The following is a 19,208-nucleotide window of genomic DNA, read 5'->3' on the forward strand; positions in this document are numbered from 1 at the left end:
CGCGAGAGATTTAATTGCCACAAGCCGGAGCAAAACGCACCGGCTAAACTCAACAATAGGCAATTAGATATGACAACGACACCAGTTCTATCAACAGTAAATCAATTCACCGCAAAACAACCAGCTTTCACCCTTGGCGGCCTACGCGCTCTTATATTCAACGAAAACACCAACGGCCTTGCTAAGTCCGGCGCAATTGTTCGCATTGGCCGCAAAGTTTTAATTGATGATGCCAAGTTCTTTGCTTGGATTGAATCACAAAACAAGGCGGTGGCGTAATGAGGCGCCCATTAACCAAGCGAGAACAACGCGCCATTAACGCACTATTAAACGGCGCAGTCATGCGCGAAAACTTAGACTTCATTGCTGGATGCTCCAATAGTCCAGAGCTTGTGGCAGGGCTAAGGCGCAAAGGTCTATCAGTCCCATGCGAACGAGTAGAACGGTTCGACAAAGACGGCAATTCTTGCTGGCCGGGGCGTTACAGTTTTACGCAGGAAGATAGAGTTTTAGCCCGTGAATTGGGGGCATGATGCAGACCGAAATTAAAAAGGCCGCTGACTGTACGACCAGACCAGCGACCCAATACCAAAAACCACAAAATGATTTTACCTTAATTGCTGGCCGCGTAAAGGCTGAATTTATCCGGCTGGCGGTCTGGGTATCAATCGCAAGGGGTGCGTAATTGATGTCTACTTTAAACGATGCAATGAGGGCGGCAGGCTTCGAGCCACCCGACACTATTCCCGTCGGTCAAACATTGAGATTTTCCACAAACGGGAAGAACGGAGACAAGGCAGGTTGGGTTTTTAAATTCGCTGATGGCAAAGGTGCGACTTTTGGCTGTAATCGTACTGGTGAACAGCACACATGGCAGGAAGCACGGGACAAACCATTTAATGAAGCGGAGCAGGCAAAATTCAAGCGGGATTGTATAGCGGCGAACAATGCGCGGAAGCTGGAAAAAGAAGCCCACTATCAGCAAGGGGCCATTCAATCATTGGCTGAATGGGAAGCGTCACCGCCTGCCCCTGATTCAATCCCATATCTGACGCGCAAAGGTAGCAATCCGAACATGGCGCGTGTTGATGTTCACGGAAATTTGTTAATCCCTGTCTACGGTCTGGCCGGTGAGCTTCAATCGCTCCAACGCATAGCACCTGATGGCGGCAAACGCTTTGCCAAGGGCGGGAAAATGCGTGGCGGTCATGTTTGGCTTGGTACACCTGAGAACGGCAACACCTTGCTATTGTGTGAGGGGTTCGCCACGGCTGATACGCTACACAGAGCAACCGGCCACGCGGTTTGTGTGTGTTTTTCGGCTGGCAATTTAAAGTGTGTCGCGGAGGCTATGCGGAAACGTTACCCCAAAGCGACTTTTATTATTGCCGGTGATGATGACACTCAAACCGCTGGCAATCCCGGACGCACCAAGGCAACGGAGGCAGCGCAAGCCATGGCAGGTACAGCCATTTTTCCGGACGGTGGCGGGGATTTTAACGACCTTGAGCAGTCCGACGGTCTGGATGCGGTACGCGGTCACTTCGAGTTGATGCAGTTGCCAGTTGTGCATATTGCCTTTGATACCCCGGCTTTATCGGGTACTGATTCGAGGGATGGAACGGACAACACCCGGCCGCTATCAGAATTAGGCAATGCGGCGCGATTGGAGGATGCCCACGGCGGCGATGTTCATTATGTGCACGATGCCAAGGCGTGGCTTCAATGGCGCGGTGGTGCGTGGAATTGGGACGTTGACGGGGCGATGATTCGAGTAATGGCGGCAAGATTACCGCAACAGATTTATAACGAGGGCGGTTTACATTTGGCTGATGCAGAATATTTTGCTAAGTGGTCGAGAACAAGCCAGAAAGAAAGAACCGTCTTGGCTACCGTGTCATTACTGCAAGACTTCGAGCAGGTACGCTTACCGCTTGCGTTAGTGGATGCCGATTTGTTCAAGGTGGGATTTGATAACGCCAAACAGGTTCTTGACCTGAGAACAGGCAGAGCAAGACCGGCGCTGCAATCAGACTTAATCACCAAGTCATTGAGTGTTGACCGGCTGGGCGATTCATCCAAGGCGGTACGCTGGCAGGCGTTTTTAACGCAAATCTTCGGGGATGATACGGGACTGATAGATTGGCTTAAACGCTGGTGCGGCTACATGCTGACCGGCTCAACGTCGGAGCAGATATTTATATTTTGTTTCGGACTGGGCGCTAACGGTAAATCTGTTCTTGGTGATATTTTGCGTTACATCCTATGTGACTATGCGCGAGCTATTGCTTCGGAGACTTTGACGGAATCTAAGAGGGCAGCAGGAAGCGCAACGCCCGACCTTGCCGAACTGGTAGGCGCAAGAATGGCAGTTTGCGCGGAAACCGAGGACGGCGCGGCATTGGCTGAATCACTGGTTAAGAGTTTGGTATCTGGCGACACCATGACGGCAAGGAAGTTGCATTGTGACCCGTTCCAATTCACACCACAATTCAAATTGATGATGCTGGGCAACCATAAGCCGATTATTAAAGGCAATGACCACGGCATTTGGCGGCGGGTTCGGTTGATACCGTTCAAGCGCACATTCAAACCGGAAGAACGGGACGCGGGGTTATCGGATAAACTCAAGGCCGAAGCTCCACATATTCTGGCGTGGATGGTTGAGGGCTGTTTAGATTGGCAGCAACGCGGATTGAAAGACACGCCCAAGACCATCGAGCAGGCTACCGGAACTTATCAGGTAGAACAGGATTTAATCGGTAACTGGCTGTCTGAGTGTTGCGACCTGTCACCAATGAATGAAGCATCTTCAAGCGACATTTATACCAATTACAAAAACTGGTGCATAGAAAACGGTTTAAGGCCGAATAGCAACATAGCACTAGGCAGGCGACTAGGTGAACGTGGGTTTAATAGCCGCAGGTCAAACGGGGCAAGCCTTTGGTCTGGTTTAACGGTTTCCAATTCGAGCTATTCAGGCGATTACAGAACAGCAAGCGGCAGGTGAATCAGTGCAGACAGTGCAGATAAAACCCGTTTTCAGTATAGCCACACGGAAATTATTTATAGGAGCTAATAAGAAAACACGGTTTATCTGCACTGTCTGCACTTGATACCAAAAAACCGATAACTTTAAATTCCGGTATCTAGTTGTATACCGGCGTTAGTATACAATTAGAAACCTATGAAAATGACAACGAACCGACGATTAACCTTAATGGCAATATCTCAAGACAATGGCGACGCACCGCCTTATTCTGCTTCATCAATTGGCGACATGCTGATGCAAGCCATTACTTATCAATGGCCGGGGAATGGCCTCCCAAAGTGAGATGATGTGCCATGACAGAGTTTGGTAACGATTCAATACCATAATCAAGGCCGGGGAATACCGGCTTTTTTGTGCCTGAATTGTTGGCAACGGTTGCAGTTTATTATAGTTTTTTATTTTCAACTGCAACGTGAGTGCAACGTGAAGGAATTTTAGGTAATAAAAAAGGCCTTCGATTTCTCGTAAGGCCTTGATTTTATTGGTGGGGTGTCAGGGATTCGAACCCTGGACCTATGGATTAAGAGTCCACTGCTCTACCAACTGAGCTAACACCCCAAGATCCGACAATTCTAAAGGATTTACTCACTTAATCCAAGAACAAAATTCCTTTTGCTCTACTCGCAGTGCTTATTTTATCAGGTCTTCAGTTTAATTTACCCAGTACCGCGGATAATTCCTGACTGAATTCACTCAGGATTTGGTTCAGTGCTTTGACGGTAGACGGGTAGGATGAGTCGTTTAATGGATGCTCAATTTTTGTGTGACCATTGCTTAGCAAAGTATGTTTCTTTTCATTCATTATCGACCAGTTGGCTTCAAAATTTACGCTCTGTTCAGGGCGGGTGTCGAATCTGATGATGTCTATGACGATGCGATAATCGACCGTTCCGTAGGCGCTCCAGGGATAGGCCCTGATCAGGTCGTTTGGTTGCAATGTAGCCAGGTTATGGGTTAGCACTTGTGCGACATTATTTTTTAAAGGCGATGCCCATTGATGAAATTCGGCGATTTTTACGCTGTTATCCGGTAACCGGGTGACAATTTGCTTGCGCTCCAATAAGGCCGGTATGGATACCGGGCCTATGCCGATCTGGCGTTTTTTTTCTGCTGTCGCTGAGGAAGAAGGTGGCTCACTCAGCGGTTCTAATAGATAAAATTGGGTGGGTGGCGTCGATAGGCATGCAGAGAGCAGGGTGCAGGCCGGTAGTAATATTAACCATTTTGAGAGTTGATTTGCCATTTTACTGCTCTTGTTTGCCGCGAATTAATGAGCTGGGATTTTGTTCCAGATAATCGGCTAGTTGTTTGACCGAGCCTGCCGCCTGGGTCAGTTCTTGGAGCAATTGATCCAGTTCGTAGTGGGTGGTTGAGCCGGGTTCCAGCGTGCTTAATAGCTGATGTGCCGAAGTCATGGTTTTGTCGGCGGTATCGAGTGTACCTTTAGCGGTCGCCAGCATGCCGCTTGCCGCTTTTGACGTGCTTTGCAATGCTTGCAGGGTTTTATTGGCTTCAGTCGTTAAGTCTTCCAGCGGCAGTTTGGCGACCTTATTCATGATAATGTTGGCCGAATGGGTAAATTGATCCAGCGAGCTGGCGGTGGTGGGAAACTCGGGATAGACGCTTTTATTGTCGCTGAATACAATCTTGCTTTCCGGATGAAAATCGAGATCGACCAACAGTTGCCCGGTCAGCAGGCTGCCGGTTTGTAATTGTGCGCGCAGGCCTTTGTTAATCAGTTGCGCCATCATGTCTTTATCGCTGATATGTTTTGGGTTGTTGATTTCTATGATGCGATCCGGTTCCAGTTCCACGGTGACCGGAATATGAATTTCAGCGGTCTTCTTATCCAGCTCCAGATTGATGTCGGTAACTCTGCCGATAGGAATGCCGCGTAATTGCACCGGCGCACCTACGGTTAAGCCGCGTACCGAGCCGTTAAAATACATGACGTATTTTAAGGTGTTTTGATAAACAACCTGAGTCGATAGCGCATAAGTATCGTACAGTGGGAAGATACTGTTTTCAGGGCGGATATTCTCATTCGTGTCTTCGGCAGAAGCGCGAAAGGCAATGCCGCCGCTTAATAAGGAAATCAACGGCCCGGTTCTGACTTTAAAACCATCGGCACTGGCAGATAAATCGACGCCGCTGTCTATCCAGAAACGGGTGTTTTTCCTGACGAACTGATCGTAGGGTTTGTTGATAAAAATGGTTAAGCGTATCGCATCCGCTTCGTCAGATAGCTTGTGACTGAGGACTTCGCCTACGATGATGCCGTGAAAATTGATCGGCGTTCCAGGCCTCATAGAGCCTAGATTATTGGTTTCCAAAATAAAGTGCGAGCCTTCGGCGTCGTTTTTTAACAAGGGCGGGGTGGTCAGGCCGGTAAAATGATCTTCTTTGTTGCCATCGCCCGGTTTGATAGCGATATAAGGTCCCGAGAGCAGTGTACCCAGCCCGGAAATTCCACCCAAGCCCACTTGAGGCCGAACCACCCAGAAGCTGGTATTTTTGTTCAAATAACCGGCCGCAGCGCTGTTCATTTGCGCGGTAATCAGAATGGTTTTTAAGTTGTCACTGATGGAGATCGCGGTGACTTTGCCGATTTCTACATTTAGGTATCTAATCTTGGTTTTATCCACTTCCAGACCTTCTGCGGTAGGAAAGCTGATCGTGATAACCGGGCCTTTTTCATTGTAGGATTTGGCGATTAGCCAGCCGCTGACCAGCAGGGCAATCAAGGGTAAAAACCACACCAGCGGCAATTCTGTTTTTTTATTGATGGTCACTTCTGACGCATCAGGGTCGATAAAGTCATTCATTTTTAGCGCTGGTTATCCCATAGTAATCGTGGATCGAAATTTTTCGCGGCAAACATGGTTAGCACCACGACCGCCGCAAATGCTGTTGCCGCAGGCCCGGCGATAACCTGAGCCACACCGCCCATGTCAACCAAAGACACCAGAATTGAGATCATAAAAATATCCAGCATCGACCAGCGGCCGACAAAAGCAATAATACGGTAAAGGATAGTCCATTTTTTTGCACGGCCTTGCCAGCGATAATGAACGTTGAGTAACAGCAGACTGATTCCCAGTAATTTTAACAAGGGTACCAGAATACTGGCGACCAGAACCAGCAGGGCAATGGGCACCATATTACCGTTAATCAACGCCATAATGCCGCCGATAATGGTGTGCGGCTCGCCGACGCCCAAGCTGGTGATGGTCATGATCGGAAAAATATTGGCTGGAATATACAAACAGAAGGCGCTTAACAGCAAGGCGGCGGTGCGTTGAAAACTATTGGGCAGCCTTGGATGCAAGCGGCCGCCGCATAACAGGCAAAGTCTGTTTTTGCCAGCCTGCTTTGATAAACAGCCGCAATCATGACAACGGATAAAACCCTGAGACAGGGCGGTCTTTTTGGCTTTCATTTTCTTAATTGCCCGATTTGCCGCCAGAACAAAACCTTATCCAGACTGCTCGTCAGCATGCCGGTCACGATCAGCAAGGCCACGAACGCGTAGAGCCCAAAACCGAATTTAAGTTCAGACGTGGAAGAAAGTTTAACGCAGGCGACAATAATGCCCAGCATATAAACTTCCAGCATCGCCCACTCATCGAGGTGTTGCAGCCAGCGCATCCAATGCGCCAGATGCCGGTTCGGCTGGTTAAAATAAAGATGCGCGCTGATCAGCAAGGATAAAACTATGTTCAGCAATGGAAATATAATGCTGGATAAAAACACCAGTACCGCAACCCCCCACAGCTGTTCTTCAAATAACGCAGCCACGCCCGACCACAACGTGCCGTCTTTAGTATTGCCGAACATTTTAATACCGACCAACGGCATTAAATTGGCCGGGAAAATCAAGATCAACCCGGCAATAGACAAGGCAAACGTACGCTCGATGCTTTGTTTGCGCGGCCGTTGCAGCAGGTAACCGCAACGGGGGCAGTGCGCCTTGTCACCGACTACAGGCGCGCCGGGGTTGAGTAATAAATCACACTCGGGGCAGGCGGTGAGGTTTGTTTGGTTCATGTTGTGCGACAATGTTTAGCGTGTGACGACTATTATCCCTGTCAAATCTCCGGTTGTCATTTTTAGCAAAAGGGTGAACGCGGTAAGGCGATGGGATGGGCTCCTTCCACCTACCGGCGTCGGGTAATGGGTCGCATCTGCAATTTTTAGAGGGTGTAAATAATTTCGTGTAACGGCTTAATTTCTGTTGGTGACATCAATTGTGAAAACCTATATTGCAATAAACGATGAGTTTATATAAGGAAGTCATTACTTTGATTTTCAAGATTAAAGATTTTTGTAAAGTTTCTTGATCCACTGGCTTACGCCTTGATCAATTTGAGCTAGCGCAGACTCGAAAGCTTTTAGATTCAATCGGTAGGGGTCGGGGATGTCATGTCCTTCCCATTCGCCTAATCTAAAAATCTTTCCTTTAGCGCTGGGTTCCTTGGTTTCGATATCCGTTTTATGAGCCAGTTCCATCACTAAAATTAGATCAGCTTTTCGAATCATTTCTTTATTTAACTGACAAGCACGATGCGGGGAAATATCCAATCCTCTTGCCGTCATAAGTTGACTCGCCTTGGCATCGGCTTTGTGACCAACCAAAGCACCGATTCCCGCAGAACTAACATGACAAGTATTCTGCTTTATTTTAGAAAGGGCATCTTTAAGAATTGCTTCCGCCATGGGACTACGGCATATGTTGCCTACACAGACAACTAGTATGTTATTGAACAAAATTGATATTTCCCTTTATTAGGTTGACGACCCTAAAATCATTCGACATATAATTCGATTATTGACATCCTCCCCAGCTCAAGGCGAGGGATTCCTGATAGAACTCAGGAGTAAGTGTGTATCGCTACTGTTCACTCGTTTCTGCTGCTAGCGGCATTGCTGCACAGCTCACCTCATTTTACAGACTAGTTCCGTCTATCTGACGGTTATTTTTTACTTATTTGCTATGGCATTCAAGAGGTCGCTAGTGTCACTTGGTTATCGCTGATAGTTATTTAAAGTCTTTTCTGCTGAGAAAATCTTACCAACAAGGGGCTTATTTTGCTAAACAAATTTAAAAGAATATCGGATGTAGAAAATCACTCGCTACTGAGCCGCTTATGTTCTTGCTCTGAACGGCGGGGGGAGGGGGGACGCTACTCCAGGATAAAAATACAATTGTCATATCATGTAATGGTAAACAACCATTAAAAAACGATAAAAATATAACTATGTAGTGATTAAAACGCAATAACTGGAACTGTTTCACAATTTTTATCAGGCTGATACTGTAAAAAGTGGTCATATTGAAATACTGAATCAAAAGCCAAAAAATGACCACCCAATTCATCCTGATTGATCGGTGATTCTAGTCAAGGGAATGTAAATACTTATGATAATGCAGCGATAAAATCATACATTGCGCAAAAATGGCAAGTCATAATCAAGCATATGAAGTCTGATATCAGCACGAACCGAAAATAGACGAGTTTACTGGAATTTGAAGGGAGCGCATTAAGAGGGGTGAGAGAGAAAATAACCTTGGTTGAATCATAAAACAAAACTAAGGGCAGTAAAAATTGTAACAACCCACTTTTTTGAACTTTAAACTTGATTAGGCGAGTTGTTTAGTTCTATTCATTCGACAGCACCTAAGCGACTTAATGAATGTGTCATCAAGCACTTAATTTTCTTTACTAATTCAAAGGTATTACGGCAAAAATTTGAAACTTTTTGCCGTAATACCTTAACTTTAAATGTTTAGATTTTATATCTAAAACCGTATTTTTGGCGAACCAGGAGACACTGTCTTGACTAATTTCGAAACATCATACTTAACCATGCTAATGAGCAGCTCTTTTTTTATAACGATAGCTGCAATGATATTGTTAAGGCCGGTTGCCTTTAAAATCGGTCTTACCGATCAGCCAAGTTCACGAAAAACACACCAGGGAGAAATCCCGATGATTGGGGGCTTGGCGATCTACCTTTGCATCACTTACATCATCCTGACACAAGGTGTGGACGTTCCGGTAAATATGGCTTTTTTGACAGCAGTCACCATCATTGTTATCACTGGATTAATTGATGATTTTAAAGACTTAAACTTTAAAGTCCGTTTAACCGCAGAAATAGTTGCGGCGCTGATCATGATAAAGTGGGGTGGCGTTGAGATAACCAGCTTAGGTAATTTATTAGGGTTTGGTGAAATACAACTGGGTATGTTTTCGACCTTGTTTACGGTGTTTGCCATTGTAGGCGGCATTAACGCCTTCAATATGATTGATGGCGTTGACGGCTTAGCGGGCGGCACTTCATTAGTTGTCTATTTGCTGCTGTCGATTTTGTGCCTTACTTATAATTCCACCAACTCCTTGCTATTTTGTTTCATCCTTGCTCCGGCTACAGCCGCATTTTTATTGTTTAACCTGCCTTTTCCAGGACGAAAAAAAGCACCGGCTTTTCTCGGTGATACGGGCAGCATGTTGCTTGGTTTTAGTATTTGCTGGCTGGTTATTTCTGCATCGCAGGGCGACAATAAAATCTTTTCGCCTGTTACCGTATTATGGCTTATTGGGGCGCCCATTTTGGACTCGTTGTGCATCATAATACGTCGTATAAGAAAAGGCCGGTCGCCATTTGCGCCTGACAGAGAGCATTTCCACCATATTCTCCAGGTTGCAGGCTATGGAAGATATGCGATTTTATTCATCATCTTATCGTTTACCACGTCCTTGGCCGTAATAGGGTTAGCAGGGGATATTCTGTTTAATGCGCCTGACTGGCTTATGTTCTACGGGTTTATCATCGTTTTTGCGCTCTATTACTGGGGTATGAGCCATGCATGGAAGATGGTGAAAGTTACCCGACATTTGCGAGAACATAAAAACGAGCATAGAGGGAACGACTCCTTACGCTTGTTGTTTGTCACGGAACCGGAGTTCGAGCGTAGTAATGGCAAATAGCTCCCCAGAAGCGTATAGCTATCTGTACACGTTTTCCTGAATTATGCGTTCCCACGCCCCCACAACCCTGTCCATGCGTCAACTTAATGGTGGTGACACTCTTGCGTGACAGCGAGCGCATAACTTGTGTAGATCGCTATGCCAGAAGCGATGGGGCATGTGTTTTCACGGTGCGTTTTTTGCCTAGCAAAAATGTAGGCTTTTCGGAATCGCGTTGCCTACACGGATGTAGGTACTTAGCGTGAGCAGGATGCGGAAGCTGCGAGTCTTGGGATAATATTCATCGGCTGTGAACGAGAAATGCAGGACGACTGAGGTAGTCGCAGGCATTGATAGCCGTGGTGTAATTGTTGCAGCTTTCTTTGGACGGAGACGCTAAAAATAGCGACTCCCTGTAGTCAAAAATGCACTCTCTTTTACTTGCCGAGCGTCGAATGTTAGCTGAACGGAATGCTGGCATGGATGCACCCCTTATCGCAAACTGACGCTATTGAATGTAATAGCTAGAATATTAGTAAGAGCGTGAGCTTTTATAACAACAAACCCAGTATTTATAATTGAAATAAAAGTGATATCTGTCGTTTATGCCACTTGCAACAAACAGCTCCATAGGTAGTAAACTTGAAAATTTTGTCTTTGATTTCATGATCTTAAATTCTTATATTTAATAAGAAATGAAAATTCAATCTCGGCGTACCATCAGGCAATCCCATTTGTTAAGCGGCCATTAAGGTTAAATCGAATAATATAGCTCAAAGTTTATCACTGAATAATTCATGTCTGTACGAAATCAATATACACCCCTAATTATTTAAGGAAGATAATGAAAAAGTCGTTTTTTAAATTCAATTAACTACCGTTGTAATCTTGTTTTCACCGCTTTTTATGCTGATAAATCGGAACACCGCGGCCACAGCTGGCACTACTACCATACCCACTTTGGCGAACCAGGAGACACTGTCTTGACTAATTTCGAAACATCATACTTAACCATGCTAATGAGCAGCTCTTTTTTTATAACGATAGCTGCAATGATATTGTTAAGGCCGGTTGCCTTTAAAATCGGTCTTACCGATCAGCCAAGTTCACGAAAAACACACCAGGGAGAAATCCCGATGATTGGGGGCTTGGCGATCTACCTTTGCATCACTTACATCATCCTGACACAAGGTGTGGACGTTCCGGTAAATATGGCTTTTTTGACAGCAGTCACCATCATTGTTATCACTGGATTAATTGATGATTTTAAAGACTTAAACTTTAAAGTCCGTTTAACCGCAGAAATAGTTGCGGCGCTGATCATGATAAAGTGGGGTGGCGTTGAGATAACCAGCTTAGGTAATTTATTAGGGTTTGGTGAAATACAACTGGGTATGTTTTCGACCTTGTTTACGGTGTTTGCCATTGTAGGCGGCATTAACGCCTTCAATATGATTGATGGCGTTGACGGCTTAGCGGGCGGCACTTCATTAGTTGTCTATTTGCTGCTGTCGATTTTGTGCCTTACTTATAATTCCACCAACTCCTTGCTATTTTGTTTCATCCTTGCTCCGGCTACAGCCGCATTTTTATTGTTTAACCTGCCCTTTCCAGGACGAAAAAAAGCACCGGCTTTTCTCGGTGATACGGGCAGCATGTTGCTTGGTTTTAGTATTTGCTGGCTGGTTATTTCTGCATCGCAGGGCGACAATAAAATCTTTTCGCCTGTTACCGTATTATGGCTTATTGGGGCGCCCATTTTGGACTCGTTGTGCATCATAATACGTCGTATAAGAAAAGGCCGGTCGCCATTTGCGCCTGACAGAGAGCATTTCCACCATATTCTCCAGGTTGCAGGCTATGGAAGATATGCGATTTTATTCATCATCTTATCGTTTACCACGTCCTTGGCCGTAATAGGGTTAGCAGGGGATATTCTGTTTAATGCGCCTGACTGGCTTATGTTCTACGGGTTTATCATCGTTTTTGCGCTCTATTACTGGGGTATGAGCCATGCATGGAAGATGGTGAAAGTTACCCGGCATTTGCGAGAACATAAACACCAACGCAGAATGAATAACTCCCTACGCTTGTTGTTTGTCACGGAACCGGAGTTCGAGCGTAGTGATGACAAATAGCTTCCTAGAAGCGATAGGCATGTGTTTTCACGGTGCGTTTTTTGCCTAGCAAAAATGTAAGTTTTTCGAAATCGCCGTTGCCTACATGGATGTAGGTACTAGCGTGAGCAAGCTTTTGCAACTGCGAGAGATATGGGATTTTTTCTACGGCAAACTCGTAGTTTAAAATTTATTAAAACCTTTACGTTCATCGCTTCGTAAGCGACTAATCGTTTCGCCTGTAAAGGGCTAATGAAAACGGGTATGTTCGTTTTTTGCTATGTGATCTTACCAATAGCAGCCAGTATATGAAATCCTCCATACCGACTAAAGTGTATAAGCAAGTAGTAATAGCATGAGATACATCGACTTAATCACATTGCCTCCCGTAAATAGTCTATTTTTAAAAATATACTCACATGTTAATTGTGTCAGAGTCAGTCGAGAATAGAGAAAAATTCAATTTTGAATACCCAAGCCCATAATATGCGAAAAAAATCCTTACTTATCTTGTTGATACTAGCCACTCTTACCGGTTGCACCATTATTCCCGGGATGCACGTGAGTCCATTCGCCAACCAATCCAGTATCGAAATGCCGATTGGGGAAAATAATGAAACCCTATTAAAGAAACTCAATATCCAGACCATCACTGCTCAGAAAATTATCGAGCTGGAAAAGAATGTCAATAATCGCAGTTTAGGTTCCAATAATGCGGCTAATCTTTATTTTGATTATCGCATAGGCTCAAAAACCGTAAAAGGTACTCCTGTCTCAAAAGACTATAAGCAATATTTGGTTGGCCCAAGAGATATTCTTAATATTACCGTATGGGAACATCCCGAATTGACTATTCCAGCCGGTGAATTTCGATCGGCTGAAACTGCCGGTAATGTTGTGGGCGAGGACGGAACTTTCTTCTACCCTTATGCGGGCATAGTAACAGCAGCCGGAAGAACAGTTGAAGAAATAAGAGCCGAGTTAACTGAAAAATTATCCAAATATATCGAACAAATTCAACTGGATGTGCGGGTAACTTCGTATCGTAGCCAGCGGGTTTATGTGGTCGGAGAAGTCAATCAACCCGGCATACAATTAGTAAAAGATATTCCCTTGACCGTCCTGGAAGCAATCAATAGTGCCGGTGGCGTAAAAGCTGACACCGCTGATCAACGCAACGTTACGCTTACCCGTGACGGAAAAACCTACAGTATTAATCTCTTGTCGCTCTATGAGGGTGGCGATATTACTCAAAATATAATGTTAAAGCACGGTGACGTGCTGAATGTAGCGGATAACAATTTCAACAAAATATTTGTTTTAGGCGAAACAACGATTGGCGGAAGTAATTCAGCAAGATCACGCAGTCTTTTCATGAATAAGGGGCGGATGACATTAGCTGAAGCGCTTAGCGATGCTGGTGGCGTTAATCAAGATACATCAGATGCAGCGCGAATCTTTGTCTTCAGAAGCGGGGTCAATAAACCAGAGATTTTCCATCTGGATGCAAAATCGCCAGACGCATTATTGTTAGCCGATCGCTTTCCTTTGCAACCACACGATGTGGTCTATGTTGATCGAGCTGAGGGTATCCGCTGGAATCAAATCATTGCTCAAATTCAACCCACCATTACGTTGTTGAATATATTTGACGGTTCTTTGAAGGTACAACCGTTTCTTGCTCAGTAATTAAATCAATGATGCTGTGGCTGGATAAATGCGCATGATTCAGATCAAAATTTTTGAATGCTTCTAAAAAAAGGAATCTATGCTTAAGTTCTTCGATAAGTCTCTGCTGAGAATAGTCGAAGAACTAAGCATTAACGCTAAAGGCTTCAACAGACCCCCTAGGGCAAGTTGATTACGTTCGCGAGCTTATCGAATAGTCGAACCATGAATGAATTCACATTATTCAAAGATTTCTTATGGTTTAATCTGATCGATTTTTCACACAAACTGTTAGAAAAATTATCCCAACAATAGACGACAGCATGACAAACCAACATTCAGCTATAACCAATCATCCAGGAAACTATCAAGCCAACCAAGAGGATGATGAAATTGATTTGGGAGAATTAATAGCGACCATTGTGGATGGCAAGTATCTGATTGCCATTATAACTTTAGTTTTTTTAACGCTAGGGGTGGCCAAAGCACTGATAGATACACCGATTTACAAAGCTGATGCGATGCTGCAGGTCGAAGTGAAGTCAAACTCCCTTGATGCCTTGGCATCGGTATCATCATTAATGGCAGGTAAAGAATCGGCATCGACGGAAATAGAAATAATTAAATCACGAAAGATTTTGGGGGAAGCCGTTAAAAATCTCAATCTGGATATTATCGCCAAACCAACATACTTTCCAAAGATCGGTGCAGCCATCGCCAGACGCTTTCAACAACAGAACATAACCGACCAGGTTTCCGCGCCGCTATTCGGACTGGATCAATATGCCTGGGGCGGCGAGTCAATTCGTATTGATACCTTCTCAACACCTGAAAGCTGGGTCGATAAAGAATTAACATTGATTGCCGGCGAACAAGGTCACTTTACCTTAGTGGATGACAATCAACTGATTCTTGAAGGTGAAGTTGGAAAACCGCTGATCGAACAACTGGCAGATAATCAGCAAACGCTTACCCTGTTTGTGTCGTTGTTAAAAGCGCGGCCAGGCACACACTTTACGCTAATGAAAAAATCCTTAGCCAGCGGTATTAATGACTTGTCTACGAATCTTGCCGTCGTTGAAAAAGGCAAAAGCAGTGGGATTTTAAGTTTTACCTTCGAATCTAATTCCCCGGCTGTGGCGGCACGGACACTCAACGAAGTGGCTAATATTTACGTAAAGCAGAATGTTGAGCAGAAATCCAAAGAAGCACAAAATACCCTTGAGTTTTTAGATAAACAATTACCTGCCATCAAAGACCAGTTGGAAGTATCGACAACAACCTTAAACGATTTTAGAGCCAACAAAGGTTCAATTGATCTAAATATTGAAACACAAAACGTTCTGACCGGTGTGGTGGCAATCAAAACACAGCTTACCCTTCTGCAGCAAAAAAGAGACGAATTACGCGGCAAATTTACCGAATCACACCCAGCAGTTGTAGCGATTGATAAACAAATTGCCCGACTACAAGTACAGATGAACGCAAACGATAAAAAAATTGAAACATTGCCGGAAACCCAGCAAGCTATCCTAAGATTATCTCGCGACGTTCAAGTCAGCAACGAGCTTTACACCACATTGCTCAACAACGCGCAAACCCTAAAAGTGGCCAAAGCGGGTACCGTTGGCGATGTAAGGATTATTGATGGAGCAATTCCCCCCACTGAATCAATAAAGCCTAAAAAACTGTTAATTATTGCAGTGTCGTTGATATTGGGGGTAATTGCTGGCGTAGGCTGGGTTTTTATTCGCAAAATGATGCGTCGTGGTGTTGAAGATCCTGATCAATTAGAAAAGCATCTCAATATTCCGGTTTATGCCACTATTCCTCATAGTGATGAACAAATAAAACTCAGCGAAAAGCTAAAAAAATTAGACAAAAAGCATAACGATCAACCCATGATTTTAGCAGTGGAAAACAAAGAAGACTTGGCGATAGAAAGCCTTAGAAGTTTGCGTACCACCTTACATTTTGCTTTTTTAGAAGCGCAAAATAATATCATTATGATTACCGGTCCCAGTCCTGGTATTGGCAAATCATTCGTATCAATCAACCTGGCAACCGTGTTAGCCGATGCGGGTAAAAAAATCCTGCTGATAGACGGTGATTTACGTAAAGGTTTTATCAACAAGGTTTTAGGCGTAAACAGAGAAGGTGGATTATCGGATCTAATCTCCAGCGCGACCACCCTGGATAAAGCCGTCCGTCATATTGCTGCGGCCAATATCGATTTTATTCCCACCGGATCAATTCCCCCTAATCCGTCAGAACTATTGCTGCATGAGCGTCTCGGACAGTTATTGGAGACTCTGGGCGAACAGTATGATCATATCATTATCGATTCACCGCCTATTTTGGCTGTTACCGACGCCTGCATTATAGGCCGTATGGCAAGCGCGACATTAATGGTTGTTAAAGCCGGCCAACATCCTATGCGCGAGTTAGAACAATGCACCAAACGTTTAGCTCAGTCTGGCGTCCATATGAAAGGCATCGTGTTTAACGACTTGCCAAAAACCTCGTCAAACTATGGCTCCGGTTATGGGAAATATGTATATCAATACAATTATCAAACATCCAATTAAATGGTCACATTGTCAATAAGCTAACGGGAAATCAATAAATGAAAATCAGTGTAATCGGTAGTGGGTATGTTGGCCTGGTAAGTGGCGCCTGTTTTGCCCAAATGGGTAATGACGTCACCTGTGTCGATATTGACGAAAGCAAAATAGCCAATCTTAAGCAAGGCATTGTGCCCATTTACGAACCTGGACTAGACGAAATGATCCAGGAAAATTTTAAACAAAAAACTTTACATTTCACCACAGATAGCCAAAAAGCCATTACGGAATCAAAAATAATATTTATTGCCGTCGGCACGCCCATGGGTGAGGACGGCAGTGCCGATCTGCAATATATTTTGGCGGTTGCAAAAAACATTGGCCAACATCTGCAAAGCCACGTTGTCGTCGTTGATAAGTCGACTGTTCCTGTGGGTACCGCTGAAAAAGTGCGCGAAACCATTCAAACCGAATTAAATCAACGCGGTTGCAACCTCACTTTTGATGTTGTATCAAATCCAGAGTTTCTAAAAGAAGGCGCAGCCATAGAAGACTTCATGAAACCAAATCGTGTTGTCGTTGGTGCTGATAACGCCAATGCTATGGACACCATGCGCGAACTCTATACCCCTTTCATGACTAAAAATGATCGGTTTATCGGCATGGATATTAAAAGCGCTGAAATGACAAAGTATGCCGCCAATGCAATGCTAGCTACCAAAATTTCATTTATGAATGAAATAGCCAATATTTGTGAACAAGTAGGCGCTGATGTTAATCAGGTTAGGCATGGTATTGGCTCTGACAATCGAATAGGTTACAGCTTTATTTATCCAGGCTGTGGATATGGCGGCAGTTGCTTTCCAAAAGACGTACAAGCGCTAGTTAAAACAGCAAAAAATAAGGGTTATAACCCCCGGTTATTAGCAGCGGTAGAAGCCGTTAATACGGATCAAAAATCCGTGCTTGCCCATAAAGTCATCAATCGCTTGGGAAAAGATTTAACCGGCAAAACCTTTGCCGTCTGGGGACTCGCATTTAAACCCGAAACTGATGATATGCGCGCCGCCGCCGCAATTATTATTATTAATATGCTGACCACGCAGGGTGCAAAAGTAGTGGCTTACGACCCTAAAGCACGACACGAAGCGGAAAGCTTTTATCTTAAGGGTAATAAAAATGTCAGTTATGTCGATAGCAAATACGAAGCCCTTAAAAATGCAGATGCCATGTTATTAATAACAGAATGGCAAGAATTTAGAAGTCCTGATTTTGATGAAATAAAAAAATTACTCAAAACTCCCTTATTTTTTGATGGGCGCAATCAGTTTAAACAACAGCGAATGGAAGCCATGGGCTTTGAATATATTCAAATTGGCGTTACGGCATAAAATATATTATGAAAATACTAGTTACCGGCACAGCAGGCTTTATCGGTTCATATGTTGTTCAATGTTTACTGGAAAGAGGTGATGAGGTCGTAGGCCTTGACAACATAAACGACTATTACGATGTCAATCTTAAACAGGGTCGCCTTGAAAAAGTCGGCATTAAAGAAGACCAACTTTCCTGGTATAAGTTTGTGCAAAGTGATAAATATCCCAATTACCGCTTTATTCGAATGAATTTGGAAGATAAGCAAGCTATGCAAATGCTTTTTGCTAATGAAAAGTTTGATAGGGTCTGTCATTTAGCCGCACAAGCCGGGGTACGTTATTCAATTGAAAATCCATATGCCTATATTCAAAGCAATATAGATGGCTTTTTAAATATTTTAGAAGCTTGCCGTTGGAACAACGTCAAGCATTTGGTCTATGCCAGTTCAAGTAGTGTTTATGGTTTAAACGGTAAGGTTCCATTTTCCGAAAAAGATGGAATAGCTCACCCAGTAAGCCTTTATGCAGCCACCAAAAAAAGTAATGAGTTAATGGCCCATTCCTACAGCCAACTCTATAACCTACCAACCACCGGCTTACGGTTTTTTACAGTATATGGCCCCTGGGGTCGGCCTGATATGTCACCGTTTCTTTTTGCGGATGCTATATTAAATGATAGGCCTATCAATGTATTTAATAATGGGGATATGTTGCGCGACTTTACCTATATTGATGACATTATAGAAGGCGTTATTCGCTGTATAGACAAAGTGGCATTACCTTTTATGGAATGGGATGCTGAAAACCCTGACCCAAGTTGTTCATTAGCGCCTTATCGTATTTATAATATTGGCAATTCATTTCCTATTAAATTAATGGATTTTATCCAGGCAATAGAATTAGCTTGTGGAAAAGAAGCGGTAAAAAACTATTTGCCGATGCAACCGGGAGATGTCTATCAGACCAATGCCGATACTACGGCATTAGAGAGCGATATGGGCTATAAACCATCTAAAAATCTTCTCGAAGGCATTAAAGAAACCGTGGAGTGGTTTAAGGAATACTATAAATTGTAGGGGAGATAGGCCGACCGCCGATTGTGAAAAAGTACTCTTTGTTCCCACGCTCCTGTGCGGAAACAAGGAAGTTATTGGTTACTAGGATGCTGTTAATGTTAAATTCACGTTTGATGTGTAAACGCTTTAAATTAAGATGTTAAACCCTAATAACTTGTAAGATGTATACCATTAGGCCCTACCTAGCTACTAAAAACTGTTGGATTATTGCCCTAGTCATACCCTACCTATTGGCGCTGGAATTGATGAAGCGCTGAAATAATATATATAAAGATATTATTGGATGATAGCGCGTTGTTAATATCGAATCTATATTTGACATGGAAATTCTTATTAAAACAACTAGGTTTTAATTAAACTGTCTGAACATCAAAATTCAGCATA

14 protein-coding genes and 1 tRNA gene are annotated in these 19,208 nt (G+C 44.0%); 9 read left to right on the forward strand and 6 right to left on the reverse strand.

Annotated elements, in window-relative coordinates; translation table 11 throughout:
* Positions 1-69: 69 nt before the first annotated feature.
* From ABXJ76_RS06955 to ABXJ76_RS06965, 3 genes are all read left to right on the forward strand, one after another.
* On the forward strand, positions 70-279 hold the full coding sequence (locus ABXJ76_RS06955; RefSeq protein WP_432745468.1) for a hypothetical protein: 210 nt from the start codon (positions 70-72) through the stop codon (positions 277-279).
* A complete protein-coding gene (locus tag ABXJ76_RS06960) occupies positions 279-533 on the forward strand; it encodes a hypothetical protein (protein ID WP_432745470.1) in 255 nt (84 codons plus the stop codon). The genes ABXJ76_RS06955 and ABXJ76_RS06960 overlap by 1 nt, the downstream gene beginning before the upstream one ends.
* Before the next feature lie 155 nt (positions 534-688).
* A complete protein-coding gene (locus tag ABXJ76_RS06965; protein ID WP_432745472.1) occupies positions 689-3,010 on the forward strand; it encodes a phage/plasmid primase, P4 family in 2,322 nt (773 codons plus the stop codon).
* A gap of 524 nt (positions 3,011-3,534) precedes the next feature.
* Here ABXJ76_RS06965 and ABXJ76_RS06970 read toward each other — a convergent pair.
* The 6 genes from ABXJ76_RS06970 to ABXJ76_RS06995 all read right to left on the reverse strand — a co-directional run bounded on the left by ABXJ76_RS06970 (position 3,535) and on the right by ABXJ76_RS06995 (position 7,819).
* Positions 3,535-3,610, reverse strand: a tRNA-Lys gene (locus ABXJ76_RS06970).
* Positions 3,611-3,698: 88 nt separating this feature from the next.
* A complete protein-coding gene (locus ABXJ76_RS06975) occupies positions 3,699-4,295 on the reverse strand; it encodes a PqiC family protein (RefSeq protein ID WP_432745474.1) in 597 nt (198 codons plus the stop codon).
* A gap of 1 nt (position 4,296) precedes the next feature.
* Entirely contained in the window at positions 4,297-5,877 is a 1,581-nt protein-coding gene (locus ABXJ76_RS06980) for an intermembrane transport protein PqiB (protein WP_432745475.1), read from the reverse strand.
* A gap of 2 nt (positions 5,878-5,879) precedes the next feature.
* Positions 5,880-6,491 (reverse strand): paraquat-inducible protein A, encoded by a 612-nt coding sequence (locus ABXJ76_RS06985; protein WP_432745477.1) that lies wholly within the window; start codon positions 6,489-6,491, stop codon positions 5,880-5,882.
* Positions 6,488-7,099 carry a paraquat-inducible protein A gene (locus tag ABXJ76_RS06990; RefSeq protein ID WP_432745479.1) on the reverse strand — a complete coding sequence of 204 codons (612 nt, stop codon included), beginning with the start codon at positions 7,097-7,099 and terminating at the stop codon, positions 6,488-6,490. Before ABXJ76_RS06990 ends, ABXJ76_RS06985 begins: the two co-directional genes overlap by 4 nt.
* A 267-nt stretch (positions 7,100-7,366) precedes the next feature.
* Positions 7,367-7,819, reverse strand: a complete 453-nt coding sequence (locus tag ABXJ76_RS06995) for a low molecular weight protein-tyrosine-phosphatase (RefSeq protein ID WP_432745481.1) — start codon at positions 7,817-7,819, stop codon at positions 7,367-7,369.
* 1,106 nt (positions 7,820-8,925) lie between these two features.
* Between ABXJ76_RS06995 and wecA (ABXJ76_RS07000) the strand changes: the two genes are divergently transcribed.
* From wecA (ABXJ76_RS07000) to ABXJ76_RS07025, 6 genes are all read left to right on the forward strand, one after another.
* Positions 8,926-10,044, forward strand: a complete 1,119-nt coding sequence (gene wecA / locus ABXJ76_RS07000) for a UDP-N-acetylglucosamine--undecaprenyl-phosphate N-acetylglucosaminephosphotransferase (protein WP_432745483.1) — start codon at positions 8,926-8,928, stop codon at positions 10,042-10,044.
* Between the two features lie 998 nt (positions 10,045-11,042).
* On the forward strand, positions 11,043-12,161 hold the full coding sequence (gene wecA / locus ABXJ76_RS07005) for a UDP-N-acetylglucosamine--undecaprenyl-phosphate N-acetylglucosaminephosphotransferase (protein WP_432745485.1): 1,119 nt from the start codon (positions 11,043-11,045) through the stop codon (positions 12,159-12,161).
* 444 nt (positions 12,162-12,605) lie between these two features.
* The gene (locus tag ABXJ76_RS07010; RefSeq protein ID WP_432745487.1) at positions 12,606-13,829 is read left to right on the forward strand and encodes a polysaccharide export protein; all 1,224 of its coding nucleotides are present in this window, start codon (positions 12,606-12,608) and stop codon (positions 13,827-13,829) included.
* 302 nt (positions 13,830-14,131) lie between these two features.
* Positions 14,132-16,396, forward strand: coding sequence for a polysaccharide biosynthesis tyrosine autokinase (locus ABXJ76_RS07015; protein ID WP_432745489.1), 2,265 nt, complete (start codon positions 14,132-14,134; stop codon positions 16,394-16,396).
* A gap of 38 nt (positions 16,397-16,434) precedes the next feature.
* Positions 16,435-17,763: a UDP-glucose dehydrogenase family protein gene (locus ABXJ76_RS07020; RefSeq protein WP_432745491.1), complete on the forward strand. Its 1,329-nt coding sequence runs from the start codon at positions 16,435-16,437 to the stop codon at positions 17,761-17,763.
* A gap of 8 nt (positions 17,764-17,771) precedes the next feature.
* A complete protein-coding gene (locus tag ABXJ76_RS07025; protein WP_432745492.1) occupies positions 17,772-18,824 on the forward strand; it encodes an NAD-dependent epimerase in 1,053 nt (350 codons plus the stop codon).
* The last annotated feature ends 384 nt before the right edge of the window (positions 18,825-19,208 follow it).

Origin of the sequence: Methylobacter arcticus (genome assembly GCF_050917435.1) — a bacterium.
Classification (GTDB): domain Bacteria; phylum Pseudomonadota; class Gammaproteobacteria; order Methylococcales; family Methylomonadaceae; genus Methylobacter_A; species Methylobacter_A titanis.

Excerpts from the sequence above, each read along its gene's own strand:
- wecA (WP_432745483.1), top strand. The coding sequence starts at position 8,926 with ATGAGCAGCTCTTTTTTTATAACGATAGCTGCAATGATATTGTTAAGG.
- ABXJ76_RS06990 (WP_432745479.1), bottom strand. The coding sequence starts at position 7,099 with ATGAACCAAACAAACCTCACCGCCTGCCCCGAGTGTGATTTATTACTC.
- ABXJ76_RS06955 (WP_432745468.1), top strand. The coding sequence starts at position 70 with ATGACAACGACACCAGTTCTATCAACAGTAAATCAATTCACCGCAAAA.
- ABXJ76_RS07025 (WP_432745492.1), top strand. The coding sequence starts at position 17,772 with ATGAAAATACTAGTTACCGGCACAGCAGGCTTTATCGGTTCATATGTT.
- ABXJ76_RS06980 (WP_432745475.1), bottom strand. The coding sequence starts at position 5,877 with ATGAATGACTTTATCGACCCTGATGCGTCAGAAGTGACCATCAATAAA.
- ABXJ76_RS06985 (WP_432745477.1), bottom strand. The coding sequence starts at position 6,491 with ATGAAAGCCAAAAAGACCGCCCTGTCTCAGGGTTTTATCCGTTGTCAT.
- ABXJ76_RS06965 (WP_432745472.1), top strand. The coding sequence starts at position 689 with ATGTCTACTTTAAACGATGCAATGAGGGCGGCAGGCTTCGAGCCACCC.
- ABXJ76_RS06960 (WP_432745470.1), top strand. The coding sequence starts at position 279 with ATGAGGCGCCCATTAACCAAGCGAGAACAACGCGCCATTAACGCACTA.
- ABXJ76_RS06975 (WP_432745474.1), bottom strand. The coding sequence starts at position 4,295 with ATGGCAAATCAACTCTCAAAATGGTTAATATTACTACCGGCCTGCACC.
- ABXJ76_RS07015 (WP_432745489.1), top strand. The coding sequence starts at position 14,132 with ATGACAAACCAACATTCAGCTATAACCAATCATCCAGGAAACTATCAA.
- wecA (WP_432745485.1), top strand. The coding sequence starts at position 11,043 with ATGAGCAGCTCTTTTTTTATAACGATAGCTGCAATGATATTGTTAAGG.
- ABXJ76_RS07020 (WP_432745491.1), top strand. The coding sequence starts at position 16,435 with ATGAAAATCAGTGTAATCGGTAGTGGGTATGTTGGCCTGGTAAGTGGC.